The following is a 25393-nucleotide window of genomic DNA, read 5'->3' as shown; positions in this document are numbered from 1 at the left end:
GGTAACGGCCAAATCGATTTGGCCAAATCGATTTGGCCGTTTACCCAGCGAACGGAGTGTCCACCGTGTCGACGCACACCGCTCCACATCTCGCACCACCCAGTCAGGACCCCGCAGCCGCCGTGCACCCGGTCGACGAATACCGGCCGCTGCACCGGATGCTGCTCTTCGGCGTCCAGCACGTGCTCGTGATGGCCGCGACGCCGATCTCCAGCGTCTTCCTGGTCAGCGCCACCCTCGACCTCTCGGCCGAACTCACGGTCAACCTGCTCGCGGCGGCCTTCGTCCTCTCCGGGCTGGGGTCGCTGCTGCAGTCCTTCGGGCCGTGGAAGGTCGGCGTGCGGCTGCCGTTCGTGATGCTGCCCGGGGGTGCGCCGCTGATCCTGTTCCTGGCGATCGCCCAGGAGCACGGGGTGCGTACCGCCAGCGGGGCCGTGATCATCACCGCCGCCTTCTACTTCGTCGTGCTGCCGGTCTTCTCCCGGCTGCTGCGGTTCTTCCCGCCGCTGGTCATCGGCACGATGATCGTGATCGTCGGCGTCAACCTGGTGAAGGTCGGCGGCCTCCTGGTCACCGGGCAGCCGGGCAAGCCGGGGTTCGGCGAGCCGCGGAATCTCGTCCTCGGCCTGGCCACCATCGGCTTCACCGTCGCCGCGTACTGGCTGCTGCGCGGCGTGCTGCGCCAACTCGCCGTCATGATCGGGCTGATCGCCGGCACGGTGCTCGCCGTCTTCTACGGCGGCCTGGACACGGGCACGGGCGGCCACGGCGGCATCTTCCACGCGCCCGAGGTGCTGCCCTTCGGCGCACCGGAGTTCAGCCTGGTCGCGTCGATCCCGCTACTCATCTACAGCCTCGCCTCGATGGCCGAGGCCACCGGGCAGACCGTCATCAACGGCGAGGCGGTGGGCAAGGAGATCGACGCCCGGCGCGACGCCCCGAAGACGATCCGCGGCGACGCCGTCGCCTCCCTCGCGGGCGGCTTCTTCGGGCTGCCGCTGATGGTCACGAGCGGCGAGAACATCGGCATCGTGCGCCTCACCGGCGTCCGCAGCCGGTACGTCACCGTCGCCGCCGGGCTCATCCTCATCGCCATCGGCTTCCTCGCCCCCATCACGCAGGCGGTCAGCGCCATCCCGGAGGCGGTCGTCGGCGGCACCGCAATGATCGTCTTCGGCGTGATCACGGTGCTGGGCATCCAGATGCTCGCCCGCAGCCGCCTCGACGACCACACGAATGTCTTCATCGTCGGCGTGGCCCTGGCGCTCGGGCTGCTGCCCATCCTGATTCCCGGGGTGTACGACGCGCTGCCGGCCAATGCGGCGATCCTGCTGGAGAGCGGCGTGGCCGTGGGGGCGTTCACCGCCGCGGTGCTGCACGCCCTGTTCAGCAGGTCGGCTTCTCCGGACGACTCACACAAGGAAAAGGAAACGAATGCGTCACCCAGCTGAACCCGGCCACCTCACCAGCGACCGGCTCCTCCTGGTGCCCGACGTGGTGCTGCTGCCCGACGGACCGGTCCGCGACCACGCCGTCCTCGTAACCGGCGGAATCTTCCAGGCCGTCGGCCCGACCGAGCAGCTGACCCGCGAACATCCGCAGCACACCCCGCAGCACCTGCCGGGAACCGCCCTGCTCCCGGGCTTCATAGACGCCCACCACCACCTCACCCAGAGCTTCGGCTCCGCCCTCGCCTTCGGCGAACCCTCGGAGATCTTCCGCCGGGTATGGCTACCGCTGGAGGGCTCCCTCGACGAGGAGTCGGCGTACGTGGCCGCGAAGATGGCCGCGTGGGAGGCGCTGCGCGGCGGCTTCACCACCGTGGCCGACGCGGGCACCCGTGCACCGGTCGACGTGGAGGCGGTGGCCGCCGCGGCCCGCGACGCCGGCCTCCGCTGCGTACTCGGCCTGGTCTGCAACGACGCCGACGAGCCGCGCCAGGCCGCCGACGCGACCGACGCCCTGGCCGCCGCCGACAAACACCTCACCCGCTACGCCACCGACCCCCTCATCCACCCGTCCCTGGCCATCTCGATCCCCGAGTCCGCTACCGCCGCCACCCTCGCGGCGACCGCGCAACTGGCCGCCGACGCCGGGACGGTGGTGCAGATCCACGTCAACGAGCACCTCGCCGGCGTCGAGCGCTCTCTGATACGGCACGGCCTGCGCCCTCTCGAATACCTCCGCCAGGTCGGCGCCCTCGGCCCGCAGCTGCTCGGCGCCCACGCCACCCTGCTCACCCCGGCGGAGCTGAGCATGCTGCGCGACAGCGGCGCCGCCCTCAGCTACAACCCGGTGGCCAGCGCCTGGAAGGGCAACGCCGTCGCCCCGGCAACCACTTGGGCCGAGCGCGGCATCCGCTTCGGGCTCGGCACCGACGGCACCCGCGGGGACGCCTTCCGGCTGCTGGACGCGGCCGAGTTCGCGCAGCGGCTCACGTACGGGCTGGCCACCGGCGACTCGTCGTGCGGCGCCGGCTGGACCTGGCTGGACCACGCGACCCGGCTCGGCGCCGACGCCGTCGGGCTCGGCGGGCACACCGGCCGGATCGCCGCCGGACTGGCGGCCGACTTCCTGCTCGTCGACCTGGACGCGCCGGAGCTGACCCCGTCCTGGGACCTGCCGTGGGAGCTCGTACGGCTCGGCAACCGCGATCAGATCACGGCCGTTTACGTCGCCGGGGAGCTGCGCATGTGGCAGGGCCGGCCGACCGGTTTCGACGGCGACGCGCTGCGCTCCCGGGCCGCCGAGCTCGGCCGGAAGGCGGTGGAGCGGGCGCCGATCGTGCGCGCCCACCCGACCTCCGCCGAGCACCGCACCACGGGTGCCGGCGGCGCCCGATGAGCCCCGAGACCATCGCCCTGCTCGCGCTGACCGTGGCCGTGGCCGCCTTCGTGCAGGGCGCCAGCGGCCTCGGGTACGCGCTGATCGTCGCGCCCGTCGCCGGGATGCTGGATCCGCAGATGATCCCGGTGTTCCTGCTCGCGTCGATGATTCCGCTGAACGGCTACATCGCCTGGCGCGAGCGCTCCAGCCTCGACCTGCGCGGCGCCGGCTGGGTCACCGGCGCGCGGCTGGCCGCCACCCCGGGCGGGCTGCTGGTGCTGTGGGTGATCCCGGCCGGGGACCTCGGCCTGTACGTGGGCGCGGCGACGATGCTCGCCGCGCTGGCGAGCCTGGCCGCGCCGTCGTTCGCGCCCGGCCGCGGGGCGTACGTGGGCGCCGGGCTGATCACCGGCGTCACCGAGACCGCCACGGGGGTCGGGGGCCCGCCGCTGGCGCTGGTCTACCAGCACCGGCCGCCCGCCGAGCTGCGCGCCACCGTCTCCGTCTGCTTCCTGGTCGGCGAAGTCGCCTCGCTGGCCCTGGTCTTCGGGACCGGCAAGGGCGATGCGGACCAGCTGTGGCCCGCACTGCTGACGCTGCCCGCGCTGGCCGCGGGGGCGGCGCTGAGCCGACTGGTGCACGAGCGGATCGACGGCCGCCGGATGCGGCTGCTGGTGCTGGTCTTCGCGCTCGTGTCGGGGGCGGTGCTGATGCTGGGGGTCTAAACGACGTGGCGGACCGACGACGCGCGCCGTACCAGCAGCGGCTCGGGCGTGCGCAGCACCGCGGCGGTCTCCTCGCCCCGCAGCCGCCCCAGCAGCAGCTCGACCGCCTCGGACGCGGCCTGTTCCAGATGCAGGTCGACCGCGGTCAGCGGCGGCTCGCAGATCCGGGCCCGCACCCCGTCGTACCGGGTGACCACCAGCACGTCCTCCGGCACCGACCGCCCGCTGTCCCGGACGGCCTGCACCGCGCCGACGGCGAAGGCGTCCACCAGCACGCACAGCGCGTCGATCCCGGGGTGCTCCGCCAGCAGCGCGGCGGTCGCCTCGTAGCCGCCCCGCTCGCCGTCGGCCTCCGGAGCCACCGCCGTGAGCTGCGCCCAGCCGTGCTCGGCGCCGAGCCGCCGGAAGGCGGCGCGGGCGTCAAGGTCGGCGTACCGGGCGTCGGCGCCGGTGATCAGCGCCGGATGCCGTACGCCCTGCTCCCGCAGATGCCCCAGCAGCAGCTCGGCGACCGCCTCCCCGCGCAGATCGACGTACGGGGCGTCGCTCTCCCCCACCGGCCGGCCGAGGCATACGTACGGCAGCCCGCGCTCGCGCAGCGCCGCCACCACCGCGTCGGACTCGGCCGGCTCGACGACGATGGCGCCGTCCACATCCACGCTGCCCAGCGCGGCGCCCGACTCCCCCGGCGGCAGCAGGATCAGCGCGAAGCCGTGCCGGAAGGCGTGCTCGGCGGCGGCCGCCGCCACCTCCATGGAGAAGCCGAGCCGCGACGGCCCGCCGGCCACCGCCAGCGGCATCGAGGACACCAGCGCGATCGTCTGCGCCTCGCCCAGACGCAGCCGCTGCGCCCGCAGGCTCGGCAGATAGCCGAGCTCGTCGGCGATCCGCCGGACGCGGGCGCGGGTTTCGGCGTTGACCTTGCCGCGGTCGTTGAGCGCGTGGGAGACGGTGGTACGGGACACCCCGGCGGCCCTGGCGACATCGGCGATGGTCGGCTTGCGGACGCCGGACCCCGTACGGGACATCTGCGCACCCTCTCCTCACTGCCGCGACACTGCCGCGAATCGCCACGGCGCAACATTCTCCCCCAAGGCCTGGACCCGGCGAACGGGTAGTTCACTCGGGCCACCGCGGTCGCCGACATCCGCCGCCGCGGCAATAGTGGCGGTATGTCTGCAGAGAAGGCTCCGGCCGCGGAGCAGGACCCGGCGATCCGCACCTGGCCGGTCGAGGATCTCCCGGGGCTCGACTACGACCCGCTGCTGCTCCAGGTGCTCGCCGAGGATCCGGTGACCCGTATCAAGCTGCCCTTCGGCGAGGGGCATGCCTGGCTGGTCACGCGGTACGACGACGTGAAGCTGGTGACCTCCGACCCGCGCTTCAAGCGGGACCTGGTCGTCGACCGGGACGTCACCCGCTCCATCCCGGCGCCGGTGGCGGCGCAGCGGGCCAGCCTGCAGTACCTCGACCCGCCGGACCACACCCGCCTGCGCAAGGTGGTGGCCCGGGCCTTCACCGCTCGGTCGATGAAGCGGCTGCGGCCGATGGCCGAGGCCAAGGCGGCCGAGCTGCTGGAGAACATGGCGGGACAGGGGGCGCCGGCGGATGCCGTCGAGCACCTCAACGACCCGTTCCCGCAGGCCGTGGTGAACGACCTGCTGGGCGTGCCCGAGGAGGGCCGCGAGGTGCTCGGCGCCCTGGGGGACCAGATCCTGAGCGCCGACGACGACCACGAGCGCCGCCGGCAGGCCAGGGCCGCCGCCCGCAAGGTGATCGTCGACCTGCTGGCCAGCCGCCGCACCGATCCTGAGGAAGACCTCGCGGGGGTGCTGGCGCAGGCCACCGACGCGGGCGAGATCAGCGAGGACGAGGCCGTATCGCTGGCCACCGCCATCCAGATCAGCGGCGGCCATGCCGTACGGAACAACACCGCCAACATGATCTACGCACTGCTCACCCACCCCGAGCAGCTGGCCCGGCTGCGGGCGGAGCCGGAGCTGCTGCCGCAGGCGGTGGACGAGCTGCTGCGCTACATCCCGCACCGCAACGGCGTCGGCATCCCCCGTATCGCCACCGAGGACGTCGAGGTCGGGGGCCGGACCATCAAGGCGGGCGAGGTGGTCTACAACTCCTACGTGGCCGCCAACCGCGACCCCGCGGCCTTCCCCGACCCGCACGCCCTCGACATCACCCGCCCCGCCCTGTCCCACCTGTCCTTCGGGCACGGCCCGCACCACTGCCTGGCCGCGGCGCTGGCCCGGATGGAGTCGGAGGTGCTGATCGCCGCGCTGCTCGGCCGGTTCCCCGACCTGCGGCTGGCCGTGCCGGCCGAGGAGATCGAGTGGCACACCCGCGCCCTCATCCGCGGCCCGAAGGCACTTCCGGTCGCCTGGTGAAGAGGGACCTGGACCAGTAGTAGCCGAGGACCGTCAGGCCCACGCACCAGGCGACGGCCAGCCAGCCGTTGGGCCCGATCTCCGTGCCGAGGAGCAGGCCGCGCAGCGTCTCGATGGCCGGGGTGAAGGGCTGGTACTCGGCGACCGGCTGGATCCAGCCCGGCATCGTCTCCGCCGGGATGAACGCGGTGGAGATCAGCGGCAGCAGGATCAGCGGCATGGCGCTGTTGCTCGCCGCCTCCACATTCGGGCTGGCCAGGCCGAGGCCCACCGCGATCCACGTCAGCGCCAGCGAGAAGAGCGCCACCAGACCGAAGGCCGCCAGCCACTCCAGCACCCCGGCGTCGGTCGAGCGGAAGCCGATGGCCACCCCGACGGCCCCGACGAGCACCACGCTCAGCACCGACTGCAGCACGCTGCCCGCGACATGCCCGATGAGCACGGATCCGCGGTGGATCGACATCGTACGGAAGCGGGCGACGATGCCCTCGGTCATGTCCATCGCCATGTAGACCGCGGCGCCGATCGTGGTGCTGCCGACGGTCATCAGCAGGATGCCCGGGACGATATACGCGACGTAGTCGGAGCGGTCCGCGCCGCCGCCGCCGAGGCCCGCGCTCATCGCGTCGCCGAAGATGTAGACGAAGAGGAGCAGCAGCATGACCGGGGTCAGCAGCAGATTCAGCGTCGCGGACGGATAGCGGCGGGCGTGCAGCAGATTGCGGCGCAGCATGGTGCTGGAGTCGCGTACGGCCAGGGACAGCGAACTCATCGGACGGCCTCCTCGGCCTGGGCGGTGACGCCGCTGCCGGTGAGGGCGAAGAAGACGTCGTCGAGGTCGGGGGTGTGGACGGTGAGCTCGTCGGCCTCGATGCCGGCGGAGTCCAGCCAGTCGAGGATGGAGCGGAGCTCGCGCTGGCTGCCGTCGCTGGGGAGTTGCAGGGCGAGCGCCTCGTCGTCGCGCTGCACCTCGCGCAGTGCGGTGGCGGCGTTCTGGTACGCGGCCGGGTCGTGGAAGCGGAGCCGGATGTGGCCGCCGGGGATCATCCGCTTGAGCTCGGCGGCGGTGCCTTCGGCGGCGATCCTGCCGTCGTTGAGTACGGCGATGCGGTCGGCGAGTTCGTCGGCCTCGTCCAGGTACTGGGTGGTGAGGAAGACGGTGACGCCGTCGGCGACGAGGCCGCGGATGATGCCCCAGGTGTTGTGGCGGGAGCGCGGGTCGAGGCCGGTGGTCGGCTCGTCGAGGAAGATGATCCGGGGGCTGCCCATCAGGGTCATGGCGATGTCGAGGCGGCGCTTCATGCCGCCGGAGTAGCTCAGCACGGGCTTGGCGGCGGCCTCGGTGAGGTCGAAGCGCTCCAGCAGCTCGGCGGCGCGGCGGCGGCCCTCGGTCTTGGGGAGGTGGTTGAGGTCGGCCATCAGGCGCATGTTCTCGGCGCCGGTGATCAGGCCGTCGACGGCGGAGAACTGGCCGGTGACGCCGATCGCGGCCCGTACGCCGTCGGGTGCGGTGGCGATGTCGTGGCCCGCGACCTGGGCCTGGCCGCCGTCGGCGGCGATGAGGGTGGAGAGGATTTTTACGGCGGTGGTCTTGCCGGCGCCGTTGGGTCCGAGGAGTGCGAAGACCGAGCCCGCCGGGATGTTGAGGTCGATGCCGTCGAGGACGGTCTTGTCGCCGTACGACTTGCGCAGGTCGATGGCCGAGATGGCAGGCGTAGTGTTTTTGGGCATGGGCATGACAGATGAAGGCATGGCGCCCTCCCTTATGAAGGCTTGAATCAGATGGGGCTGCGAGGGAACGTCACTCGCAGAAGATGCGCACCTTGGAGCCGGGGTCGTCGACGTCGATGATGACGTCGTCGAGGTGGTCGACCAGGTCCTCCAAGTGCTGCGGCTTGAGTTCGGCGAGGTCGATGGGGACGCCGGCCTTCTTCAGCTCCGCGTTGGCCTTGGTGATGGCCACCGGCGGGAGCAGGCTGGTGAGCCGGACGCCGGCGCGGAGCAGCTGCAGCGGTACGCGGATGTTGATCCGGCTCGCGCCGTCGGCGCCGGATTCGTCGGCGGCGTCGATGACGACACGCAGGTACTTGGCCTTCTTGCCCGCGGCCGGCCCGGTCGGCGCGGCGGGCTCGTCGCGCTGCAGCGCCTCGATCAGCCGCTCGGCCTCGTCGGCGGTGATCTTTCCTTCGGCCAGCATCTCCAGGATCTGGCGTCGCTGCTCATTCATGGGTGTGCTCCTGCTCCTGCTTGGACTTGGGTGTGACGTCATCTGACGCTGACCAGCACGGCCGTCCGGCCCTCCGCCATCTCGAAGCGGGTGCCGGGCAGCGCCCACACCACCCGCCCGTAACCGCGCAGCGCCGCCCCTGGCGGGATCCCGTAGATGCGGCACGCGATGCAGCCGCCCAGCACGGCGAGCAGCAGCAGCGGCGACAGCACCAGCACCACCGGCACGACCGGGACGAACAGCCGCACCCGGCGGCCGTTGGTGCGCCGCACCCGCACCGTCACCAGCTGCGGCATCATTGCGGCCGCTCCAAGGCGGCCAGCGCGTCCTCGGTGCTGATCTCGCCGCGGCGCAGGCGGTCGACGACATCGGCGGCGTCGTTGGGCGCCGGGTCGACGTCGACGAAGTCGAGGTGCTCGCCGATCCGCTTCAGCCGGGACTTGACCGTCGGATAGCTCACGCCGAAGATCCGCTCCATCTCCTTGATGGAGCCGTGCGCCCGGACGAACGCGGCCACAAATACCTGGTCGTCCATGCTGAGCTGCGCCAGCTGCGGCGGCTCGAACCGCCCCTCGATCGCGACGCCGCTGTCGGCCAGGCGGACTCGCTCGACCTCGAACGGCCGGCCGCGCGTCAGGTCCGTCAGGTCCTGCCAGTCCACCCTCGGCTCCTCACTCTCGGCGACCTTTGCATGCTTCAGGTCTACCTTGAGATTTTTAAGGAGTCAACTCACAGGGTTTGAGATTCTTAATTCACACCTTGACGTGACTAGGCGACCTTCGGGCCGCAGCGCATGCCGATGTAGCAGCAGCCGGTGCCGTCCGGGAGCGTGGCGAAGACCACCGGCGTGTAGTCCGTGCTGAAGGCCGCGCCCACGCCCGTACCGGCGAAGACCGTGTCCGTCACCGGCAGCAGGTCGATGTTCAGCGGCGGGGACATGTCCTTCATGCCGTCGACGAACTCGTAGCGCGCGTGCCCGGCGCCGTCCTTCTCCGTCACCGTGATGACCACGCCCTCGCGCCTGTACGTGCCCACCAGCGGCGCCCAGTCGACCGCGGGCGGGGTGGCCGGCGGGGCGAAGGGCGCCGGCATCGTCACCCCGGCCAGCTCGGCCAGCAGCTCGCGGTAGAGCTCCGTGTACACCTCGCGCGCACCGCCGCCGTTGGTGAGCAGCGCGACCGCCACGCCTGCGGACGGCACCACGCGCAGGTAGCCGTACTGGCCGATGGAGGCGCCGTCGTGGCCGTAGCCGCCGACGCCGTTCCAGTCGTACAGCGTCCAGCCCAGGCCCCAGCCGTCCGAGCTGACCGTCCACTTGTCGGGGCAGTCCACCACCCGGCGCTGCATCTGCGCGACGGTCTCCTCGGACAGCACCCGGGTCCCGTTCTCGCCCACCCCGCCCGCGAGATGCATGCGCGCGATCCTCGCGAGGTCCCCGGCGCTGGCGATGACCCGGCCGTACGGGCCCGCCGAGCGCGGCATCAGGTCCCACTCGGGCGCCGGGTCCGGCTCCTCGCCGGGCTCGCCCAGGTGCCCCATCGCGGCGCGGAAGCGCAGCGCCTCCTCGGGGAGCGTCATGGTGTGGGTGAGGCCGAGCGGGGTGAGGAGCAGGTCCTTCAGCGCCTGGTCCCAGACCTTGCCGGTCACCACCTCGATGATCCGGCCGAGGACGTTGTAGCCGACGCTGCTGTACGAGATGACGGTGCCCGGCGGGCAGTCGAGCGCGACGCCCTTCGCGGCCTCCACGTACTTGGCGAGGCAGTCGTCGCCGCGGCCGCTGTCGTGGGTGAAGTCGCAGGTGAGGCCGCCGGTGTGGCTGAGCAGCCGGCGGGTGGTGATCGTTCTGGTGGCCTCCGGGTCGGCGACCGAGAACTCCGGCAGCACGTCCACGACCGGGGCGTCCAGGTCGAGTTGGCCCGATTCGGCGAGCTGCATGACGAGGGTGGAGGTGTAGATCTTCGCTATGGAGCCCATCTGGAAGACCGAGTCGGTCGTCGCCTCCACGCCGGTGCCGCGGTGCAGCACCCCGCTCGCCAGCTCGTGCACCTCGCCGTCGACGAGGACGGCGAGGGCGGCGCCCGGCACGTGATGCTCGGCGCGCAGCTGGTCGAGGCGGGACTGCCAGTGGGCGAGATCCACCTTGATTGTGCTCGTTGACATGCCAACTCCCCCTGGTGCGTGCACCGTTCGCTTGATGCGCACAGTGTGCGCACAGGCGAATGATGTGCGCAAGGCCCGCACGACGTGCACCATAGAGGTCATGTCGGACGACGAGAACCCGATCGCCTCGGTGTGGACCCGGCCGCGCCCCCGGCAGCGCGAGCATCTGACCCGCGAGCTGATCGTCGCCGAGGCCGTCCAACTGCTGGACGCGGAGGGCATCGCGGCGCTCAGCATGCGCCGGCTCGGCGCGCGCCTGGACGCGGGGGCCACCTCCCTGTACCGGCATGTGGCCAACAAGCAGGAGCTGATCGAGCTCGCCGTGGACGACGTGCACGGCGAGCCGGAGGTCCCGGCCGTCACCGACAGGACCTCCTGGCGCCAAGCCACCACCCGCACCGCGGGCCAGCTGCGGGCCATGGTCCTGCGGCACCCGTGGATCGCCCCCGAGCTGGGCCAGGTCGGCCTCATCCACATCGGCCCGAACGCCACACGGATGGCGTCCGGGCTGCTCGCGCAGTTCGAGGCGGCGGGCTTTCCCGCGGACGAGATGGATCAGGCGATGGGGACGCTGATGGCGTACGTCATCGGCACCGCGACCCCCGAGGCCGCCTATCTCTCGCTGATCGCCCGCAGCGGCAAGACCGAGCAGGAGTGGGTCGCGGGCCTGCGCCCCGCCTTCGACGAGGCCTCCCAGGAACACCCGCGGCTGCGCGCCGGCCGCTCCGCCCGCGCGGACCTGCCACCGCAGCGGATCCGGGACGAGAGCTTCGCGTACGGCCTGGAGCGCGTGCTGGACGGTCTCGCGGCCCGGCTCCGCTGACGCCGCGGAAATCGCTGGCGCCGCACCGCCGGTCCTCGCCAGGATGGCGCGATGGTGACTTCACTGCTCGCTTTCCTCGGTGCCTGCACACTGATTGCCGCGACTCCCGGCCCCTCCACGGTGCTGATCATCCGGCAGTCGCTGCAGAGCAGGCGCGCCGGGATGGCGGCGGTGCTCGGCAATGAGACCGGCGTCTTCCTGTGGGGCGTGATCGCGGCCTGCGGGCTGACCGCGCTGCTGGCCGCGTCCGAGGTGGCGTACGACGTGATGCGCTATGTCGGCGCCGCGGTGCTGCTGTGGTTCGGCGTACAGGCGCTGCGGTCGGCCCGGCGCGGGGGCGCGGAGGGCTTCGCCGAGGAGGGGGCGACGGAGCCGTCGCCGCGGCGCGCGTACCGCACGGCGCTGCTGGTGAACCTCGCCAACCCCAAGGTCGGCGTCTTCGCGATGTCCTTCCTCCCGCAGTTCGTGCCGCACGGCGCCCCGCACCTGGCGACGACGGTCGCGCTGGCCGCGATCTGGGCCGCGTACGAGGTCGCCTACTACGCCGTATACGTGTGGGGCGTGCAGCGGCTGAAGAGCGTGCTGGCGCGGGCCGGGGTGCGCAAGCGGCTTGAGCAGGTGTGCGGGACGGTGCTGATCGCGCTGGGTCTTCGGCTCGCGGCGGACGCGCGGTAGGCTGCGGGCCCCCGCCCCCGACCAGGGCGGTCCCGCTACTGCCCCATCAGGGAGTGGTCGCATGCCACACCGCGTGCAGGGCGGCTCCCTGCCTCTCCCCCACCCGGCCGCGCTCGGCGCCGCGGTGGTCGTGCTCGCCGCGGTGGCCGCCCTCGTCGTCGAGCCCGACGACAGCGGGCAGCCCGCCGCCAACAAGCCCGCCACGGTCGCCGGACAGGACGCCGGAGAGGGCGCCCGCCCGAAGCCCGGCGAGATGCCGGACGTACGGAAGGGCGCCCACGGTGCCGCGGTGAAACAGCTGAAGCGCGCCGGGGCCACGATCATCAGCACCACCAGCGCCGTCAATGACGCGAAGGTGCGGCGGATGCCGAAGACGGACATCGACGACTGGCGGGTGTGCTTCCAGAGCCCGTCACCGGGCGCCAAGGTCGGCGACCGGTTCGAGGCCCGGCTGTACGCGGTCCCGTCCGGCTACGACTGCCCGCGGCGGAACGCCGGCTAGGACAGCGGAGGATTGGCGTTCTGCACCAGCTGCTGGAACTGGGCGGAGAACCAGTGCCCGGCCAGCGGCGAGTCCGGCAGCGCGCCCGGGGGGTTGTTGCCGTTGCGCGGATTGCCCTCGTACGTGGGGTCACACATACGGTCGAAGCCCTTGCCCTCGTCGTTCGGGATCTCCTTGCTGGAGCCGTCCGACTCCCCCGGCGGCTTGGCCCAGACGTACGCGTCGATGCCGGCCGCGGGCGCCGCCGTCGGCCGCTCGCCGATGCCCGCGCCGGTCTGGTTGCACCAGTTGCCGAGGTGGATGCGGCGGTCGATGCGGCCGCCGTTCACGTAGTCGTCCACGGAGGTCATCGGGCCCGGACCCGAGGGCCGGTCCGCGCCGCCCCAGCCGTTGCGGCCGGTGTCGATCAGCATGCCGATGTCGGACGCGAAGCCCTTGCTGACGGCCATCTCGCGCAGGGCCTGGGCGAAGGACTGCGCGTCCACGTACTGGTTCCAGTCCACCCACTTCGACTGCCGCACGGTGGTGCCGTTCACCGTGTCGGTGACCTTGAAGTACGGCTCGGTGGTCGCGGTGTAGTTCGCGGTGTTGACTATGAAGCCGTCGACGTCGGCCACGGTCGCGCCGGAGATCGTCGCGGCCTTCTTGAAGACATCGACCGCCGGGCCGAGGTTGGTGTCCCAGCCGAGCCAGCCGTGGTGGCCGGCGTCGACGTAGTTGTAGACGTTCGGGACCGCGCCCAGGGTGTGCAGCGCGTAGCCGACGCCCTTCTCGTAGTTGCCGTTCGCCTTCATCACCCGGCAGGCCTCGGTCGCGCCCGGCTGCTGGTCGGCGTTGGTGACCAGGTTGGGCAGCGAGTCGGGCTCGATGATGTTGACGATCTTCAGGTCCGCGTACTTGGGGTCCTTGTAGATCTCGGCGATCGGGTCGATGTACTCGCTCTGGTACCGGTCGATCTCGGTCGGGCCGAGCTCGCCGTTGGAGGCCAGCGCGGCGCAGTCGCGGCCCGGCAGGTCGTAGATGACGATCTGCACCAGGTCGGCGCCCTGCTCGAGCGCGGTGTCGAGATGCGCGCGCAGGCCGCGGGCGCCCCCGGTGCCCTCGATCGCGGCGATCCGGTCCATCCACACGAAGGTGGGCTGGTCGGCGACGGCGCCGCCGCCCGGCTCCGCGGCGGCCTTCGCCGACCAGTCGGGGTTGACGTAGGGCTTGGCGCCCTCGTAGGGGTTGTCGGCCTGCGCGGCGGCGGCCGCGGCGGTGTCCTCGGGGGGTACGGCACCTGAGGACTGGGTGGTCACGGTGAGCCCTAGCGCCAGGGCCAGGGCAGCCGCGGCCGGCAAAGCACGGCGGCCGCGTCTGGGGGTTATGGGGGTCATGGAGCGAGGTCCCTTTCTGCTACTCGTCGTGGGGACCGGGGCACCTGGCTCGCGGGGCAGTGGCACGTGTGGGATTGAACGCGGGACAGGTCACCCCGGGACGTGCGGCTGTGCGGACACGCTGTTCTCAGGAACTGTGCGTGGGAGCGCTCCCATTGACATGACCGTATCAGCGCCGTAACACAACCGGAAGAGGTCTCGGCGGAACTTGACGTCAAGGGTTGTACGCAACTCCCGTTGCCGCTACGGTCCTTGGCGTGTGGGAGCGCTCCAATCGTTCGGTTTGTGATGCCGGGCGTGCCGGTGTCGCCGGGCGGTGGTTCACCGCAGCCGAGCAGCCTTCAAGGAGCACACCTCCATGCCTCCCAACCCCCCACGGCGCCGCGTCGGCCTGGCCCTCGCCGGGCTGGCGTGCGTCGCCGCGCTGATCCCGTTCGCGCCATCGGCCCTGGCCGAAGCGGCCCCTGCGGCGGCCCCCGAAGCGGACGGCCTCTACGTCGACCCCAACTCCCAGGTCAAGCGCTGGGTCGCCGCCAACCCCGGCGACTCCCGGCAGCCGGTCATAGCCGACCGCATCGCCTCCCAGCCCCAGGCCCGCTGGTTCGCCAACTTCCGCCCGGACACCGTCCAGCAGGAGGTGTCGGATTACGTCACCGCCGCCGGCGACAAGATCCCCGTGATGTCCGTATACGGCATCACCAACCGGGACTGCGGCGGCCCGAGTTCGGGCGGTGCCCCTGACCTCACCGCGTACCAGGGCTGGATCGAGAAGATCGCCGCCGGGCTCGGCGACCACCCGGTCCTGATCATCCTGGAGACCGACTCCCTGGCCCTGCAGACCTGCCTGAACCCGGACGAGCTCGCCGCCCGCAACGCGGCCCTGCACAAGGCCGTCACCACGCTCAAGTCCGCCGACCCCGCCGCCCGCGTCTACCTCGACGGCGGCCACTCGGGCTGGAACAGCGCCGCCGACCAGGCCGCACGGCTCAAGGCGGCCGGGGTGACCGATGCCGACGGCGTCTACACCAACGTCTCCAACTTCAACCCGACCGACGCCGAGGTCGCGTACGGCAAGCAGATCCTGGCCGCGATCGGCGACCAGGACCTGGGCCTCGTCGTGGACACCAGCCGCAACGGCAACGGCTCCAACGGCGAGTGGTGCGACCCGCAGGGCCGGGCGCTCGGCCAGAACCCCGCACTCGCGCCGGGCGACGCCGCCGTCGACGCGTATCTGTGGGTCAAGCCGCCCGGCGAGGCGGACGGCTGCGCGGCGCAGGCGGGGCAGTTCGACCCCGCGCTCGCGTACGCACTCGCCACCAACTGACCCGCCCGCGCAAGCAATCCCCCCAGCTACCCCCCTCACAGGAGATCTGTCATGCCTCTGTCACGAAGAGAGTTCGGCGCCGCGCTCGGCAGCGCCGCACTGCTCGCCGCCGCGGCCCCGCTCACCGCGCGCGCACAGACCAACGACGGGCTGCGCGGCAGCGCGCGAGCCGCCGCCGCGGGCCCGTACGACGAGCTGTTCCTGACCCAGTACGAGAAGATCAAGGACCCGGCCAACGGCTACTTCAGCCCGGACGGCATCCCGTACCACTGCGTGGAGACGCTGATCGTCGAGGCGCCCGACCACGGGCACCAGACCACCTCGGAAGCCTTCAGTTACTGGATGTGGCTGGAGGCGGCGTACGGGCGGGTCACCGGCAGCTGGGGGCCGTTCAACGAGGCCTGGGCGGTGACGGAGAAGTACATCATCCCGACCGCCGCCGACCAGCCCACCAACGGCTCGTACAACCCGTCGGCCCCCGCCACCTACATCCCGGAGTGGCCGGACGTCACCAAATACCCGTCCGCCCTCGACCCCGCCGCCAAATCGGGCGCCGACCCGATCGCCGCCGAGCTGAACTCCGCGTACGGCACCGCGGATGTCTACGGCATGCACTGGCTGCTGGACGTCGACAACACGTACGGCTACGGCAACACCCCGGGCAGCGGCGGCCAGAACGGCCCCGGCGCCGGCCCCTCGTACATCAACAGCTACCAGCGCGGCGCACAGGAGTCGGTGTGGGAGACGATACCGCAGCCGACCACGGACCTGTTCAAGCACGGCGGGACCAACGGCTACCTCGACCTCTTCGTCAAGGACTCCGCGTACGCAAAGCAGTGGAAGTACACCAACGCCCCGGACGCCGACGCGCGGGCGGTGCAGGCCGCGTACTGGGCCAACCAATGGGCCACCGACCAGGGCAATCAGGCGCAGATCTCCGCCTCGGTGGCCAAGGCCGCCAAGATGGGCGACTACCTGCGCTACGCGACCTTCGACAAGTACTTCAAGAAAATCGGCGACTGCACCAGCCCGACGGGCTGCACGCCGGGGTCCGGACGCGACTCCCAGCACTACCTGCTGTCCTGGTACTACGCCTGGGGCGGCGCCGAGCCGGGCGGCGGCTGGGCCTGGCGGATCGGCGACTCGGCGGCCCACCAGGGCTACCAGAACCCCCTCGCCGCCTGGGCCCTGGCCAACGACCCGGCACTCACCCCCAAGTCCCCGACGGCGAAGGAGGACTGGGCGAAGAGCCTGAAGCGGCAGCTGGAGTTCTACCGCTGGCTGCAGTCCCCGGACGGGGCCATCGCGGGCGGCTGCACCAATAGCTGGGAGGGGCAGTACGGGGCGCCGCCGGCCGGGACGCCGACCTTCTACGGGATGGCGTACGACTGGCAGCCGGTCTACCACGACCCGCCGAGCAACAACTGGTTCGGCATGCAGGTGTGGGCGATGGAGCGGGTGGCGGAGCTGTATTACGTCACCGGGGACGCCGACGCGAAGGCGGTGCTGGACAAGTGGGTGCCGTGGGCGGCGAAGAACACGGAGGTGAGCGGGGAGAGTTACGCCATCCCGGCCACGCTGAGCTGGAGCGGGGCGCCCGATACATGGGACCCGGCGAGCCCCGGCGGCAATGCGGGCCTGAAGGTCTCCGTCGCGGAGAAGTCCCAGGACGTCGGCGTCGCGGCCGCGCTCGCCAAGACGCTCACGTATTACGCCGCCAAGGCGCAGGACGCGGACGTCGCCGCGCTGGCGAAGGGCCTGCTCGACGCGATGGCGGCGAAGGCCGACGCCAAGGGCATCGCGGTCCCGGAGACCCGCGCCGACTACAAGCGCTTCGGCGACGAGGTGTACGTGCCGGCGGGCTGGTCGGGGACGATGCCGAACGGCGATGAGATCAAGCCGGGCGTGACCTTCGCGGGCCTGCGCTCCTGGTACCAGGACGACGCCGACTGGCCGAAGGTGCAGGCCTTCCTCGACGGCGGCGCGGCACCGGAGTTCACGTACCACCGCTTCTGGGCCCAGGCGGGCATCGCGATCGCCTTCGCCGTCTACGCGGAACTCTTCCCCGCGGCCGGCTAGCGCCTGTCGATCGATCCCCAGGCCCGCTGAGGGTGCTGCGGGCCTGGCGGCTGGGCGGCGTTCCGGGCGGCGGCAGTAGCCTGCCGTGCCTGTGAGCGCCGCTCCCGCACGCCGATCAGCTGCAGGAAGAGCAGCAGGCACGTCATCAGCAGCAGAAAGCCGCCGAAGGCGAAGCTGCCGACCGCCGAGCCGGCGTCGCCGTCCCGCAGCGCCCGGACGCCGGTGACGAGGAAGATCGCGGCGAGCACCGCGGGAGCCGGCAGCCACGGCCAGGCGGCGGGGTCCTCCGGGGGTTCCGAGGTCCCGTCCGCGCGGTAGTTCACGTACCAGAAGCGGACGCACCACCAGGTGATCAGAAACGCCGAAGCCGAGGTCGCGGCGAAGGCGGCCAGCGCCATGGGCCGGTCGGTCGAGTTCAGGGCCACGGCGGCCAGCACCACGCCGAGCAGGGTCGCCGGCACGGTGAGCAGCGCGCTGTTGACCAGGCGGCTGCGGCGGCTGCCGCTGAGGGCGTTGCGGGGGATGTACACGATCGGTCAGTCCACCGCGATCTCGTTGGGGTGGACCACCTTCAGACGGCGGGCGAACTCGTCGAACGCGTCTACGTTCGCGGTCACCCAGCCGAGGTCGTCGGCGACGGTGCGCAGGGACAGGTCGAGGCCGTGCGAGTCCACGCGCCAGCCGTAGTTGACGGACATGAGGAGGGCCTCGCCCCCCTTCGGGACGAAGTAGCGGATCGAGCGGCGGCCCTTGCCGAGGTTGTCCGTGCTGAATTCGACGATCTCCGGGTCCTGCGCCGCCCCGGGCTCGTTGCGCTGCACGATCTCGTCCAGGACGTCGTCCACGGGGCCGCCGGACTCTACCGCGTAGACGAAGAACGGCAGAATCGGCCGACGCAGATCAGGGGCGTAGGCGAACAGATACTGCATCGGGATCTTCGCCGGAAATTGCTCGGAGAATCCTTCGAGCACGCTCGCCAGCCACTTCACGTCATTCTTGTCGCGCGGGCCTTCCTCCGCCAGTGCCCACCGCAACTCGGCAGTCTTTTTCGCCCACTTGCGCCGCTGCCGGTCCGCGCCCTTCCCGTCGATGACCGGAATAGCGAGCCAGGCTTCCGGCGCGGGGTCTTCGGTGAAATCGAGTGCGTACGGAATGCTCATGCTGGGCTCCAGCGGAAGGTGGTCATTGAGGCGTCGAAGAGTTCGCTCAGCAGCTCGGCGAACTCTCTCGGAAGACCCTCGGGGGTGAGCAGCGTGAACGAGATGACGAGCCATTCGCTCACCTCTTCGGGGTCCGGCACCGGCACCACATAGGTCACCTGCCGGCTGGGCGCCGAATCCTCGTCGCCGGGCTTTGCGGGGACGAGGCGCTCACAGCGGACGCCCGCCACACCGTCCAGCGTGACGTCCTCCGAGGGCCCGAAGTCCTTGGTCAGATGACGCATGGTCTCGGCCGGGGAGACCTGCGCGGCGACCCCCGGGGTGATCTTGGAGACCAGGAACGAGGCGGGGGCGAGGAAGCCACGGATCGGCTCCACGGGGATGTAGATGTCGATGCCGTTCTTGCGCCTGGCTTCCGTCGCGGTCCGGTTCAGCCGCTTGTGCAGTTCCAGCCGGGCATCCGTCACCCGGTCCTTGGGGGCCGCGGGATCCACGTTCCCGGCGATGGCCTTGTCCACGATCGTCTTGATCGCGTCCTGGGTCTCCGGCTTCGACGTCAGCGGGATACGGTCCCACCCGGGGGGCATGAGGACGGAGTAGCCGTCCACCGCCATCTTCGGAATCTGCACGTGCTGAATCCCTGCGTCTCGTCGTCGCGTCTCGTGGTCGCCGCTACCAGGCCGAGCGGGCCGGGGCCTGCCAGGTGTTGCCCTTGAAGTCGTTGTACGCGTCCCAGCTGTCCTTTTTCCAGCCGCCGGTGTGCTCGCCGACCCAGTTGAGCGTGTCGTTGTCGCCCAGGACCTTGTCGCCCACGTCCGAGCCGATCCCGGCCCAGGCTGCGGTCGCGGCGGCTCCGTAGGCCACCTTCGCCCCGGTGACGGCGCCGCCGGGAACGGCGTCCGGGAAGCGGCTGGCGTTCGTCATCACGTTCTTGTAGACGCCGTACGCCTCATCGTCGCCGAGGTTGGCGGCCTTGGCGAACTTCCCGACCGGGGGCGCACCGTCCGCGACCTTTCCGGCGTCCCTGGAGATCAGCTTCCGCAGGGTATTCATCTCGGACCTGATGGCGGCCTTCGAGGCGTCGTCCGAGGCGCCCGCCAGCGCGGTGGCGAGGCGGTTGCGCATGAACTTGGTGGCCGCCAGGCCGTCCTTCAGTTTGGCCACGCGGCTCGTCGAGGCGGCAGCCTTCGCGGTCGCGCCTGCGCCCTTGAGACCGGCCATCGCGATCTTCCCGGCGCCGAAGCTGAGCAGGCCGATGGAGTCGATCGCGACATCCATCCAGGTGGCCTCGCCCGCCGCCACCAGCAGCGCCCTCCCGGCGACCACCGCCAGGCCGATGCCGATGCCGATGATGACCAGCAGATTCACGCCCGGAATGAACATCGAGACGATGGCCAGGGCCGTGCCGATCCAGCTGAGCACGTCGAGGAAGAGCTTGAACCCCTCGGCGTGGTCCTTCACCCAGCCGACCACGTCGTCGAAGAAGCCGTCCTCGACCGCGTCGTCGATGGCATCGTCGATCTTGTTGGCGATCTTGCCGCCGAGGCTCACGTAGTGGCGGATGCCCTCGCCCATCTTGCCCTTGGCATCCTTGACCCGGTCCTCGTCCTTCGGGTCCACCTTGGCGTGGCTGAGGGCCTTGCGGGTCAGCTCCTGGGCGTGTTCGAGCTCCTTCGCCCATTCCCTGAGGTGGTCGCCGACCTTGTCGTACCTGCCCTCGGCCTTGCTGAGCTTGTCGGCGAGGTCCTCGGCGCCCTCTTTGAGCTTGTCGGCGTACTGGCCCTTGAGGTTCTTGGCCTTCCCCGCCTCGCGGAGCAGCTTCACCTGGTCCCGGATGGTGGCGGCGATGTCCTCGAGCCGTTTGGCTTCCTGCCGGACCTCGTACGGGTCGCCGGGGGTCGGGTCCGCGTCGGCGATCGGGGACCAGTCAACGGGTCGGTTTCCCACGGTGCGTCACCCCTCCCCGTTGTCGACCTTGTTGAAGCCCTTGATGATCTTCTTGACGTGCTCTTCGGTCTTCTTCAGCTGGTCAGTAAGCTCTTTGCGGTGGTCGTCCCAGTTGTCCGCGAAATCTTCCATTGCATTCCGGATGGCGTAGCTTCCGTATGCATCACCCATCGAGTCCTGATTCGACCCGCAGTTGTTGAATTCCCGGCTGAGGGTGGCGAAGTTCTTCTTCAGCGATTCCAGCTCGCTGTAGTCGACTATCAGGTCACTGTCGCCCATATCGGCACCCCCGGGGTGAATCCATGCTCGGGCGGCGCTTTGGCCGCGATCGCCGGGACAGCATACGCGGGACGCGTTTCAGCCGGAGGCGCGTATGACGACGTCGGTCGGCAGCACGAGGCTCGGAGTGCCCCGCCCTGTGCCGCCGGCTCCGGCCCCGGCGGGGTGCTCGCCGAGCCGGTCGAGGAGCATTCGCACCATCGCCTGCCCCATCTCCTCGGTCGGCTGTCGTACGGACGTCAGCGGCGGGTCCATGTGCCGGGCCACCGGAGAGTCCTCGAAGCCCACCACAGCCACGTCGCCAGGCACCCGCAGCCCCGCCGCGCGCAGCACCTGCAGCGCGCCCGCCGCCATCAGGTCCGAGGCCACGAAGACCGCGTCCGGCGCCGCCCCCGACTCCCGCCCCTGGTCGAGCAGCTCCCGCATCGCGCGGCGGCCGCCGTCCTCGGTGAAGTCGCCGTGGGCCACCGGGCCTTCCGCGAGACCCGCCGCGGTGAGCGCCTGGCGCCAGCCGTCGAGGCGGCACTGGGCGACGTACATGTCCAGCGGTCCGGTGATGGTCGCGATCGCGCGGCGGCCGCGGGTGAGGAGGTGTTCGACGGCCGCGCGGGCGCCGCCCGTGTTGTCCGAGTCGACGTACGGGAGCGGCTCCTCCGCGTGGCGGCGGCCGTTGAGGACCACCGGCAGGCCGAGCTGCTCAAGACGGGCGGGGAGCGGGTCGTCCTGGTGTACGGAGACCAGCAGGACGCCGTCGACGCGGTCGCGGCTGAGGTAGTGCGAGAGGCGCTCGCGCTCCTGCGGGGTGCCGATGAGGGCGAGGAGCAGCTGCTTGTCGGCGGCGGAGAGGGCGGCGCTGACGCCGCGGATCACGCCGGAGAAGTACGGCTCGGCGAAGAGGCGGGTCTCCGGCTCGGGTATCACCAGCGCGACCGCGTCGGCGCTGCCCGCGGCGAGGGCGCGGGCGGTGCGGTTGGGGACGTAACCGAGGTCGGCTATCGCGCGCTGGACGGCGGCCCTGGTCTGCTCGCTGACCTTGGCGGAGCCGTTGATGACCCGCGAGACCGTGCCCCGCCCCACCCCTGCGAGCGCGGCCACCTGTTCCAGCGTGGGCCGGCCCCCGCCGCGCATCGTCCTGCCCGCCATGCGCTCTCCTCCCCGCCCCGTGGCGCCTGTTCGCGCCTGTCGAACGCTGTCGAACCTACTCCATTCCCGCGGGAGCTCAGCGGCGCGCCAGCCGCCGCTCGCCCGCGCCCCCGGCCTCGTACGCCATCCCGTAGTGCCCGAACACGTCCGGCTCCGCGTCGGCCGGCAGCTCGCCGTCCGTGGCGATCGCCGGGGCGTCCTTGACCTGCCGCTTCTCGAAGGCGACATTGAGATGGCCGGGGCTGACGGTGGCGTCGAGGAGCGGCACGAAGACCAGCCGCTGGCTGCCGAGCATCCCGGTCTTGACCGTGGCGAAGAAGGGCCTGTCGGTGCGGGTGTCGACGTAGATCGCCTCCAGCTCGCCGATCTTGCCGCCGTCGGCCCCTCTGACCCCCTGTCCGACCCACTGCCGGATGTCCTGCGCTGGAAACACCGAGCCTCCTCGGTCGCCGCCCGTACGTCTGCGGGCCACAGTAGTCCGCAATCCAGCATTACGCGCATTTCGGACACGGTCGCGCACTGCGCGTCTGTGGCAGGGCACATTGCGTATCCGCTCCAGGTGCGGTACCTCGGTGACGGCACACAAACTGCAGGAAGAGAGCGGATGAGCCACGAGCCCGCCCCCATATCGCACGACCCCGCCCACTGGACGCGGCACGTGACCTCCGTACCAGCGACCGATCACTACCCGGGCGTGGACGAGCTCCTCGACTCCTTCCGCGAGCTCGCCGCCAGATATCCGGCACTGATCACCGAGCGGCGGATCGGCACATCGCGGCTGGGCGAGCCGCTGTACTGCTTCACGGTGGGCGCGGGCGCGAGCGACCTGGTCGTGGTGGGCGGAGTTCACCCCAACGAGCCCGTCGGCGCGGTCACCGCCCTCCACCTGGCGAGCTCGCTGTGCGCCGACGACGCCCTCCGCGGCCGCTACGGCGCCACCTGGCACATCGTGCCGTGCATCGACCCGGACGGCGCCCGCCTCAACGAGGACTGGTTCCAGGCCCCGGCCGACCGCATCCGCTACGGCCGCTCCTTCTACCGCCCGCCGGGCCACGAACAGGTCGAGTGGACCTTCCCGTTCAGCTACCGCGACGCCTACTTCGACGCCGCGCTGCCCGAGACCTTCGCCCTGATGCGGCTGATCGACGCCACCCGGCCGCGCTTCCTCTCCACCCTGCACAACTGCGAGGAGGGCGGCGTCTACTACTACCTGAACCGCCCCGCCCCCGCCCTCTACGCCACCCTCGCCGAGATCCCCACCGCCGCCGGCCTCCCGCTGGCCACCGGCGAGCCGGAGGCGCCGCACGTCCCGGTGTACGCCCCGGCCGTCTACGGCTCCATCGACATGCGCGCCGCGTACGACTACCTCGAAGCCCACGGCGACGACCCCGCCGCCCGCATCGCCGGCGCCTCCAGCGCCTCGTACGCGGAGCCGTACGGCACCTTCTACTTCGTCACCGAGGTACCGCACTGGTCGCACCCGGACGCCGACGACCCCACCCCCACGCCGGAGCGCTACCCGGAGATCCTCCGCGAGCGCGCCACGGCGCTGCGCGAGGCCGGCGCCTTCCTGAAGGACGTCCTCGACGCCGCGGAGCCGTACCTGACGATCGACTCCCCGTTCCTGCGCGCGACGAAATCCTTCGCCCCCGGCCTGATCGCCGACGCCGACGTGGAGGCGGCCCGCGCCGCGGCCGCCGAGGACCGGCCGGCCACCGTCTCCGAGCGCTACTCCTGCCGTGCCTCGGTACACAGCTGCCGGATCCGCTTCGGCGGCATGCTGCTGCGCGCCCTGGCCGCCGAGCTCGCCGCCGGTACGGCCCCGCCCGCCGTCCGCCGGCTGCACCGGCGGCTGGCGGAGCGCTACCAGGACTGGGAGAAGGACGCCGAGCCGCTGCACGGCTCCCCCATCCCGATCGCCGCGCTCGCCGGGGTCCAGTACGCGGCGCTGCTGGCGGCCGCCGATCACGCGGTGCACGGGGACTGAGCGGGGACTGAGCGGCGGACGAATCCGGTTTGGAGCACGCCTCGGACTGTGCGAGACTGTCTCTCGCGCAAGTGAACGTACGTCGCGCAGCAAGGTCCTGTGGAGCAGTTTGGAGTGCTCGCCACCCTGTCAAGGTGGAGGCCGCGGGTTCAAATCCCGTCAGGACCGCGCGGCTGGGTAGCTCAGTTGGTACGAGCGACCGCCTGAAAAGCGGTAGGTCGCCGGTTCGATCCCGGCCCCAGCCACAGCGAAGCCCCTTCCGGATAGCCGGAGGGGGCTTTTTCGTTGCGGTTCCGGTTAACCGACCCCGAGCCCGCCCTTAACCGCGCCCTAAGGATCGCGCCCGCGCCCCTTTCCGCCGGATTCGCCCTCCCGCCCCACTCGTAGCGTGTGCCCCCGTGAGCACCGCAGCACCCCCCACACAGGCCGCCCCGCCGACCCCCCACCGCGTCCCCGCCCGCACCCTCGCACGCGGGCTCGGGACGGGCGGGGCGGCCGTGCTGCTGCTCTGGCTCGTACAGCTGCGGCCCTCCGCCCGCCCCGACGCGCTCTTCGCCACCGCCGCGCACGGCTGCGGGCTGCTCGCGGGGTACGGGGTGCTGGTCATGCTGCTGCTCACGGCGCGGGTGCCGGCGATCGAGCACGGCGTCGGCGCCGACCGCCTCGCCCGCTGGCACGCGCGCCTCGGCCGCTGGGTGCTCACCTCGCTGCTCGCCCACGCCGTCCTCGCGCTCGCCGCGCACGCAGTCCACCGCGAGACCGACCTCGTCGCCGCGACCGCCGAGCTGCTCGGCGACCCCGCGATCGCCGCCGCCACCGCCGGCACGGCCCTGCTGATCGCCGTCGCCGCCGCCTCCGCCCGCGGGATACGGAGCCGGGTGCGGCACGAGACGTGGCGGGCGGTGCACCTGCTGGCGTACGCGGGCGGCGCGCTCGGCTTCCTCCACCAGCCGGCCGGGCCCGACCTCTCCGGCAGCCCCGTCACCGTATGGCTGTGGTCGCTGCTGCACGCCACCGTCGCCGCACTGCTGATCCACTACCGGCTCGTGGCCCCCGCACGGCAGGCGCTCCGGCACGAGCTGCGGGTGACGGAGGTACGGGTCGAGGGCCCGGGCGTCGTCAGCATCACCATGGCCGGCGAGCGGCTGGCGGAACTGGGCGCCGAGTCCGGGCAGTTCTTCCGCTGGCGCTTCCTCACCCGGCGGCTGTGGCGCACCGCGCTGCCGTTCTCGCTGTCGGCGCCGCCGGGCGGCGACACCCTGCGCATCACCGTCAAGGCGGCCGGCGACCACACCCGGCGGATCCGGCGGCTGCGGCCCGGCGTGCGGGTGCTGGCCACCGGCCCGTTCGGCGCCCTCACCGCACACCGGCGCACCAGGCGGCGGGTGCTGCTGGTCGCCGGCGGCACCGGGATCACGCCGCTGCGGACGCTGTACGAGACGCTGCCCGCCCGGCCCGGCGAGCTCACCCTGCTCTATCGCGCGACCGCGGCGCAGGACCTGGTGCTCACCGGCGAGCTGGAGGCGCTGGCCGCGGCGCGCGGCGCCCGGCTGCACTATCTGCTCGGCCCGTCGGACGGCCCGTACAACCCCCTGGCTCCCGCCGCCCTCACCGGCCTGGTGCCCGGCCTGACCGCGCACGACGTGTACGTCTGCGGCCCGCCCGGCATGACCACGGCGGCGACGGAGTCCCTGCGGCGCGCGGGCGTCCCGGCGCGCCGTATCCACACGGAAAGCTTCGCTTAGCCCTCTCGTCGCTTAG

At 71.6% G+C, this 25393-nt stretch carries 26 protein-coding genes and 2 tRNA genes; 13 read left to right on the top strand and 15 right to left on the bottom strand.

Features of this window, described 5'->3' with window-relative positions:
- Positions 1 to 158 precede the first annotated feature (158 nt).
- The 3 genes from ACNNMR_RS24870 to ACNNMR_RS24860 are packed head-to-tail and all read left to right on the top strand — an operon-like array spanning position 159 to position 3551.
- The gene (locus ACNNMR_RS24870) at positions 159 to 1451 is read left to right on the top strand and encodes a uracil-xanthine permease family protein (protein ID WP_420000455.1); all 1293 of its coding nucleotides are present in this window, start codon (positions 159 to 161) and stop codon (positions 1449 to 1451) included.
- On the top strand, positions 1435 to 2844 hold the full coding sequence (locus ACNNMR_RS24865; RefSeq protein WP_419996900.1) for an amidohydrolase family protein: 1410 nt from the start codon (positions 1435 to 1437) through the stop codon (positions 2842 to 2844). The genes ACNNMR_RS24870 and ACNNMR_RS24865 overlap by 17 nt, the downstream gene beginning before the upstream one ends.
- Complete coding sequence (locus ACNNMR_RS24860) at positions 2841 to 3551, top strand: sulfite exporter TauE/SafE family protein (protein ID WP_419996899.1); 711 nt, start codon at positions 2841 to 2843, stop codon at positions 3549 to 3551. Before ACNNMR_RS24865 ends, ACNNMR_RS24860 begins: the two co-directional genes overlap by 4 nt.
- Here the strand turns inward: ACNNMR_RS24860 and ACNNMR_RS24855 are convergent.
- Positions 3548 to 4579: a LacI family DNA-binding transcriptional regulator gene (locus ACNNMR_RS24855; RefSeq protein ID WP_419996898.1), complete on the bottom strand. Its 1032-nt coding sequence runs from the start codon at positions 4577 to 4579 to the stop codon at positions 3548 to 3550. The two genes, ACNNMR_RS24860 and ACNNMR_RS24855, sit on opposite strands and share 4 nt — an antisense overlap.
- 144 nt (positions 4580 to 4723) lie before the next feature.
- On the opposite strand from ACNNMR_RS24855, the gene ACNNMR_RS24850 reads away from it, so the two are divergent.
- The gene (locus ACNNMR_RS24850; RefSeq protein ID WP_419996897.1) at positions 4724 to 5950 is read left to right on the top strand and encodes a cytochrome P450; all 1227 of its coding nucleotides are present in this window, start codon (positions 4724 to 4726) and stop codon (positions 5948 to 5950) included.
- Here ACNNMR_RS24850 and ACNNMR_RS24845 read toward each other — a convergent pair.
- The 6 genes from ACNNMR_RS24845 to ACNNMR_RS24820 form a co-directional block, all read right to left on the bottom strand.
- Positions 5913 to 6722, bottom strand: coding sequence for an ABC transporter permease (locus ACNNMR_RS24845; RefSeq protein ID WP_419996896.1), 810 nt, complete (start codon positions 6720 to 6722; stop codon positions 5913 to 5915). The two genes, ACNNMR_RS24850 and ACNNMR_RS24845, sit on opposite strands and share 38 nt — an antisense overlap.
- Positions 6719 to 7702 (bottom strand): ATP-binding cassette domain-containing protein, encoded by a 984-nt coding sequence (locus tag ACNNMR_RS24840; protein WP_419996895.1) that lies wholly within the window; start codon positions 7700 to 7702, stop codon positions 6719 to 6721. Before ACNNMR_RS24840 ends, ACNNMR_RS24845 begins: the two co-directional genes overlap by 4 nt.
- 49 nt (positions 7703 to 7751) lie before the next feature.
- Positions 7752 to 8177, bottom strand: coding sequence for an SHOCT-like domain-containing protein (locus ACNNMR_RS24835; RefSeq protein ID WP_419996894.1), 426 nt, complete (start codon positions 8175 to 8177; stop codon positions 7752 to 7754).
- Between the two features lie 38 nt (positions 8178 to 8215).
- Positions 8216 to 8476, bottom strand: coding sequence for a hypothetical protein (locus ACNNMR_RS24830; protein WP_419996893.1), 261 nt, complete (start codon positions 8474 to 8476; stop codon positions 8216 to 8218).
- Positions 8473 to 8838 carry a DUF2089 domain-containing protein gene (locus ACNNMR_RS24825; protein WP_419996892.1) on the bottom strand — a complete coding sequence of 122 codons (366 nt, stop codon included), beginning with the start codon at positions 8836 to 8838 and terminating at the stop codon, positions 8473 to 8475. Before ACNNMR_RS24825 ends, ACNNMR_RS24830 begins: the two co-directional genes overlap by 4 nt.
- A gap of 107 nt (positions 8839 to 8945) precedes the next feature.
- Positions 8946 to 10337, bottom strand: coding sequence for a serine hydrolase domain-containing protein (locus tag ACNNMR_RS24820; RefSeq protein WP_419996891.1), 1392 nt, complete (start codon positions 10335 to 10337; stop codon positions 8946 to 8948).
- Positions 10338 to 10437: 100 nt separating this feature from the next.
- On the opposite strand from ACNNMR_RS24820, the gene ACNNMR_RS24815 reads away from it, so the two are divergent.
- The 3 genes from ACNNMR_RS24815 (at position 10438) to ACNNMR_RS24805 (ending at position 12337) form a co-directional block, all read left to right on the top strand.
- Positions 10438 to 11160 (top strand): TetR/AcrR family transcriptional regulator, encoded by a 723-nt coding sequence (locus tag ACNNMR_RS24815; RefSeq protein ID WP_419996890.1) that lies wholly within the window; start codon positions 10438 to 10440, stop codon positions 11158 to 11160.
- A 51-nt stretch (positions 11161 to 11211) separates the two neighbouring features.
- A complete protein-coding gene (locus ACNNMR_RS24810) occupies positions 11212 to 11835 on the top strand; it encodes a LysE family translocator (RefSeq protein WP_419996889.1) in 624 nt (207 codons plus the stop codon).
- Positions 11836 to 11896: 61 nt separating this feature from the next.
- Positions 11897 to 12337: a hypothetical protein gene (locus ACNNMR_RS24805; RefSeq protein WP_419996888.1), complete on the top strand. Its 441-nt coding sequence runs from the start codon at positions 11897 to 11899 to the stop codon at positions 12335 to 12337.
- On the opposite strand, the gene ACNNMR_RS24800 is transcribed toward ACNNMR_RS24805, so the two are convergent.
- Positions 12334 to 13713, bottom strand: a complete 1380-nt coding sequence (locus tag ACNNMR_RS24800; RefSeq protein ID WP_419996887.1) for a glycoside hydrolase family 6 protein — start codon at positions 13711 to 13713, stop codon at positions 12334 to 12336. The genes ACNNMR_RS24805 and ACNNMR_RS24800 overlap by 4 nt on opposite strands.
- 358 nt (positions 13714 to 14071) lie before the next feature.
- Between ACNNMR_RS24800 and ACNNMR_RS24795 the strand changes: the two genes are divergently transcribed.
- Together ACNNMR_RS24795 and ACNNMR_RS24790 are read left to right on the top strand one after the other, a co-directional pair.
- Entirely contained in the window at positions 14072 to 15037 is a 966-nt protein-coding gene (locus ACNNMR_RS24795; protein ID WP_419996886.1) for a glycoside hydrolase family 6 protein, read from the top strand.
- Positions 15038 to 15088: 51 nt separating this feature from the next.
- On the top strand, positions 15089 to 17116 hold the full coding sequence (locus ACNNMR_RS24790) for a glycoside hydrolase family 48 protein (RefSeq protein WP_419996885.1): 2028 nt from the start codon (positions 15089 to 15091) through the stop codon (positions 17114 to 17116).
- Here ACNNMR_RS24790 and ACNNMR_RS24785 read toward each other — a convergent pair.
- From ACNNMR_RS24785 to ACNNMR_RS24755, 7 genes are all read right to left on the bottom strand, one after another.
- Positions 17113 to 17646 (bottom strand): hypothetical protein, encoded by a 534-nt coding sequence (locus tag ACNNMR_RS24785; RefSeq protein ID WP_419996884.1) that lies wholly within the window; start codon positions 17644 to 17646, stop codon positions 17113 to 17115. The genes ACNNMR_RS24790 and ACNNMR_RS24785 overlap by 4 nt on opposite strands.
- A 6-nt stretch (positions 17647 to 17652) precedes the next feature.
- Entirely contained in the window at positions 17653 to 18276 is a 624-nt protein-coding gene (locus tag ACNNMR_RS24780) for a hypothetical protein (RefSeq protein WP_419996883.1), read from the bottom strand.
- Positions 18273 to 18905, bottom strand: a complete 633-nt coding sequence (locus ACNNMR_RS24775) for a hypothetical protein (RefSeq protein WP_419996882.1) — start codon at positions 18903 to 18905, stop codon at positions 18273 to 18275. Before ACNNMR_RS24775 ends, ACNNMR_RS24780 begins: the two co-directional genes overlap by 4 nt.
- A 43-nt stretch (positions 18906 to 18948) precedes the next feature.
- Positions 18949 to 20223: a hypothetical protein gene (locus tag ACNNMR_RS24770; protein WP_419996881.1), complete on the bottom strand. Its 1275-nt coding sequence runs from the start codon at positions 20221 to 20223 to the stop codon at positions 18949 to 18951.
- A gap of 6 nt (positions 20224 to 20229) precedes the next feature.
- Positions 20230 to 20502 (bottom strand): hypothetical protein, encoded by a 273-nt coding sequence (locus tag ACNNMR_RS24765; protein ID WP_419996880.1) that lies wholly within the window; start codon positions 20500 to 20502, stop codon positions 20230 to 20232.
- A 78-nt stretch (positions 20503 to 20580) separates the two neighbouring features.
- Positions 20581 to 21645: a LacI family DNA-binding transcriptional regulator gene (locus ACNNMR_RS24760; protein ID WP_419996879.1), complete on the bottom strand. Its 1065-nt coding sequence runs from the start codon at positions 21643 to 21645 to the stop codon at positions 20581 to 20583.
- 76 nt (positions 21646 to 21721) lie between these two features.
- Complete coding sequence (locus tag ACNNMR_RS24755; protein WP_419996878.1) at positions 21722 to 22078, bottom strand: PRC-barrel domain-containing protein; 357 nt, start codon at positions 22076 to 22078, stop codon at positions 21722 to 21724.
- A 171-nt stretch (positions 22079 to 22249) separates the two neighbouring features.
- Here ACNNMR_RS24755 and ACNNMR_RS24750 point away from each other — a divergent pair, with 171 nt between their 5' ends.
- From ACNNMR_RS24750 to ACNNMR_RS24735, 4 genes are all read left to right on the top strand, one after another.
- Complete coding sequence (locus ACNNMR_RS24750; protein WP_419996877.1) at positions 22250 to 23632, top strand: M14 family zinc carboxypeptidase; 1383 nt, start codon at positions 22250 to 22252, stop codon at positions 23630 to 23632.
- Between the two features lie 93 nt (positions 23633 to 23725).
- A tRNA-Asp gene (locus tag ACNNMR_RS24745) sits at positions 23726 to 23800 on the top strand.
- Positions 23801 to 23803: 3 nt separating this feature from the next.
- Positions 23804 to 23877: transfer RNA gene (locus tag ACNNMR_RS24740), tRNA-Phe, on the top strand.
- 153 nt (positions 23878 to 24030) lie between these two features.
- Positions 24031 to 25377, top strand: coding sequence for a ferric reductase-like transmembrane domain-containing protein (locus ACNNMR_RS24735; RefSeq protein ID WP_419996876.1), 1347 nt, complete (start codon positions 24031 to 24033; stop codon positions 25375 to 25377).
- Positions 25378 to 25393 lie beyond the last annotated feature (16 nt).

The sequence above is a fragment of the Streptomyces boninensis genome, from assembly GCF_048572725.1.
Taxonomy (GTDB): Bacteria; Actinomycetota; Actinomycetes; order Streptomycetales; family Streptomycetaceae; genus Streptomyces; species Streptomyces boninensis.
This window is presented reverse-complemented; position numbering and strand designations above follow the sequence as displayed.

Excerpts from the sequence above, each read along its gene's own strand:
- ACNNMR_RS24870 (WP_420000455.1), top strand. The coding sequence starts at position 159 with ATGCTGCTCTTCGGCGTCCAGCACGTGCTCGTGATGGCCGCGACGCCG.
- ACNNMR_RS24865 (WP_419996900.1), top strand. The coding sequence starts at position 1,435 with ATGCGTCACCCAGCTGAACCCGGCCACCTCACCAGCGACCGGCTCCTC.
- ACNNMR_RS24860 (WP_419996899.1), top strand. The coding sequence starts at position 2,841 with ATGAGCCCCGAGACCATCGCCCTGCTCGCGCTGACCGTGGCCGTGGCC.
- ACNNMR_RS24855 (WP_419996898.1), bottom strand. The coding sequence starts at position 4,579 with ATGTCCCGTACGGGGTCCGGCGTCCGCAAGCCGACCATCGCCGATGTC.
- ACNNMR_RS24850 (WP_419996897.1), top strand. The coding sequence starts at position 4,724 with ATGTCTGCAGAGAAGGCTCCGGCCGCGGAGCAGGACCCGGCGATCCGC.
- ACNNMR_RS24845 (WP_419996896.1), bottom strand. The coding sequence starts at position 6,722 with ATGAGTTCGCTGTCCCTGGCCGTACGCGACTCCAGCACCATGCTGCGC.
- ACNNMR_RS24840 (WP_419996895.1), bottom strand. The coding sequence starts at position 7,702 with ATGCCTTCATCTGTCATGCCCATGCCCAAAAACACTACGCCTGCCATC.
- ACNNMR_RS24835 (WP_419996894.1), bottom strand. The coding sequence starts at position 8,177 with ATGAATGAGCAGCGACGCCAGATCCTGGAGATGCTGGCCGAAGGAAAG.
- ACNNMR_RS24830 (WP_419996893.1), bottom strand. The coding sequence starts at position 8,476 with ATGATGCCGCAGCTGGTGACGGTGCGGGTGCGGCGCACCAACGGCCGC.
- ACNNMR_RS24820 (WP_419996891.1), bottom strand. The coding sequence starts at position 10,337 with ATGTCAACGAGCACAATCAAGGTGGATCTCGCCCACTGGCAGTCCCGC.
- ACNNMR_RS24815 (WP_419996890.1), top strand. The coding sequence starts at position 10,438 with ATGTCGGACGACGAGAACCCGATCGCCTCGGTGTGGACCCGGCCGCGC.
- ACNNMR_RS24810 (WP_419996889.1), top strand. The coding sequence starts at position 11,212 with ATGGTGACTTCACTGCTCGCTTTCCTCGGTGCCTGCACACTGATTGCC.
- ACNNMR_RS24805 (WP_419996888.1), top strand. The coding sequence starts at position 11,897 with ATGCCACACCGCGTGCAGGGCGGCTCCCTGCCTCTCCCCCACCCGGCC.
- ACNNMR_RS24800 (WP_419996887.1), bottom strand. The coding sequence starts at position 13,713 with ATGACCCCCATAACCCCCAGACGCGGCCGCCGTGCTTTGCCGGCCGCG.
- ACNNMR_RS24795 (WP_419996886.1), top strand. The coding sequence starts at position 14,072 with ATGCCTCCCAACCCCCCACGGCGCCGCGTCGGCCTGGCCCTCGCCGGG.
- ACNNMR_RS24790 (WP_419996885.1), top strand. The coding sequence starts at position 15,089 with ATGCCTCTGTCACGAAGAGAGTTCGGCGCCGCGCTCGGCAGCGCCGCA.
- ACNNMR_RS24780 (WP_419996883.1), bottom strand. The coding sequence starts at position 18,276 with ATGAGCATTCCGTACGCACTCGATTTCACCGAAGACCCCGCGCCGGAA.
- ACNNMR_RS24765 (WP_419996880.1), bottom strand. The coding sequence starts at position 20,502 with ATGGGCGACAGTGACCTGATAGTCGACTACAGCGAGCTGGAATCGCTG.
- ACNNMR_RS24760 (WP_419996879.1), bottom strand. The coding sequence starts at position 21,645 with ATGGCGGGCAGGACGATGCGCGGCGGGGGCCGGCCCACGCTGGAACAG.
- ACNNMR_RS24750 (WP_419996877.1), top strand. The coding sequence starts at position 22,250 with ATGAGCCACGAGCCCGCCCCCATATCGCACGACCCCGCCCACTGGACG.